Annotated in this window: 3 protein-coding genes; 2 read left to right on the top strand and 1 reads right to left on the bottom strand. The window is 60.0% G+C overall.

The features are described from left to right. Positions 1-412: response regulator (locus ACXRVY_RS25985; protein ID WP_458238619.1), on the bottom strand; the 412-nt coding region annotated here is incomplete at its 3' end. 155 nt (positions 413-567) lie between these two features. On the opposite strand from ACXRVY_RS25985, the gene copI reads away from it, so the two are divergent. Together copI and queF are read left to right on the top strand one after the other, a co-directional pair. Then, entirely contained in the window at positions 568-1,104 is a 537-nt protein-coding gene (copI, locus tag ACXRVY_RS25990) for a copper-resistant cuproprotein CopI (protein ID WP_223462647.1), read from the top strand. A gap of 61 nt (positions 1,105-1,165) precedes the next feature. Next, on the top strand, positions 1,166-1,996 hold the full coding sequence (queF, locus tag ACXRVY_RS25995) for an NADPH-dependent 7-cyano-7-deazaguanine reductase QueF (RefSeq protein WP_458238620.1): 831 nt from the start codon (positions 1,166-1,168) through the stop codon (positions 1,994-1,996). Positions 1,997-2,054: the final 58 nt, after the last annotated feature.

Here is a 2,054-nt window from a genome sequence, read left to right on the forward strand (position 1 = left end):
TCAGGTCCAGGCGCAAATCGGCCAGTTGCAGGCTGGTTTCCTGGGTTGTGGCGCTGCCGCGACGCAACAGGCTGCGCACTCGCGCCAACAGCTCGGAGAAGGCAAACGGCTTGACCAGATAGTCATCGGCGCCCAGTTCGAGGCCGTGAACCCTGTCCTCCACGGCATCACGCGCTGTCAGAAAAAGTACCGGTGTGTCCAGGCCAGCGCTGCGCACCGCTTGCAGAATCTGCCAGCCGTCACGACCCGGCAGCATCACATCGAGAATCAGCAGGGCATATTCGCCGCTGAGGGCCAATTGCTGGCCGGTGTTGCCGTCGGCCACCAGTTCCGTGTTGAACCCGGCCTCGGCCAGGCCCTGGCGCAGGTAATGGCCGGTTTTCGGTTGGTCTTCGACGATCAGCAGTTTCATGGGTGGCTCTTGGCAGATGGAACGAACGCTTTAKACCGTGGACGGCGTTCATGCAGGGCAACCTGACAAAGTTGTAATCTGGCTGTCAGGTTGCGGGCAGTGGCAGCAGTTTAGAGTTTTCCCCATGCTGAGCCTTATCTTGTTGGAGTATGACGATGTTTTTACGCAAATCCGTGGCGCAAATCCTGTGTTTGTTGGCGCTGAGCTCACCGGTGTGGGCGGACGCCGGGCATTCCTACGATTTCGGTCAACCGGCCCCGGCGGCCAAGGCGACCCGCAGCGTCGAGGTGGTCATGGGCGACATGTCCTTCACGCCAAAGGCCATCGACATCAAGGCCGGGGAAACCGTGCGCTTCGTGCTGGTCAATAAAGGCCAGTTGTTGCATGAGTTCAACCTCGGGGATGCGGCGATGCACGCCAGACACCAGCAGGAAATGTTACAGATGCAACAGAGCGGCATGCTGACACCGACCGGCATGAAGGCAATGGATCACGGCAACATGGCTGGCATGGATCACAGCAAAATGGACCAAGGCATGCAGCATGACGACCCGAACAGCGTACTGGTGGAGCCGGGCAAGACCGCCGAGCTGACCTGGACCTTCAGCAAGGCCACCAGCCTTGAGTTTGCCTGCAACATCCCCGGTCATTACCAGGCCGGCATGGTCGGCAAAGTGACTGTCAGTCAGTAAGCACTCAAAGGCGGGAGCAAAGGCTGATAGAATCCGCTGATTCTTCAGTCAGGTTTCCGCCATGCATCCCGCAGCCGAACATTCGCCGCTGGGCAAGTCCAGCGAATACATCGCCACCYACACGCCGTCCTTGCTGTTCCCGATCCCGCGCACCGCGAAGTGGGCGGAACTGGGCCTGACGGCGCAAACCCTGCCGTATAAAGGCGTGGACTTCTGGAACTGCTTCGAATTGTCCTGGCTGCTGCCGTCGGGCAAGCCGGTGGTGGCGATCGGCGAATTCAGCATTCCGGCGGATTCGCCGAACATCATCGAATCGAAGTCGTTCAAGCTGTACCTCAACTCCCTGAACCAGACGCCGTTTGCCGATACCGCGAGCCTTGAGGCGACGTTGGTCAAGGATTTGTCGGCGGCTGCCGGCAAGCCGGTGGGCGTGCGCATTCGCAGTCTCAAGGACGTCGAGAGCGAAGGCGTCGTGGCCTTGCCGGGCGTGTGCATCGACGAGCTGGATATCAGCGTCAGCAACTACGAGCATCCGCGGCCGGAACTGCTGCGCTGCGATGATTCGCGCATTGTCGAGGAGAGCGTGCACAGCCATTTGCTCAAGTCCAACTGCCCGGTCACCAGCCAGCCGGACTGGGGCAGCGTGGCGGTGGAGTACCGTGGCGCGGCGCTGGATCACGCGAGCCTGCTCGAATACATCGTCAGCTTCCGCCAGCATTCGGACTTCCATGAGCAGTGTGTAGAGCGGATCTTCCTCGACCTGCAGCGGTTGCTCAAACCGGAGAAACTGACGGTGTATGCGCGTTATGTGCGGCGGGGCGGGCTGGATATCAACCCGTATCGCAGCACTGAAGAGGTGCAACTGCCGAACCATCGTTTGGTCCGTCAATGAAGATCCAATTGTAGGAGCGAGCCTGCTCGCGATGGCTGAGTGTCAGGCAACATTGATG

This window comes from Pseudomonas sp. P5_A2_2 (assembly GCF_054177685.1).

What these genes read in the sequence shown, in the direction of transcription:
- copI (WP_223462647.1), top strand. Translation starts at nt 568, where the DNA reads ATGTTTTTACGCAAATCCGTGGCGCAAATCCTGTGTTTGTTGGCGCTG.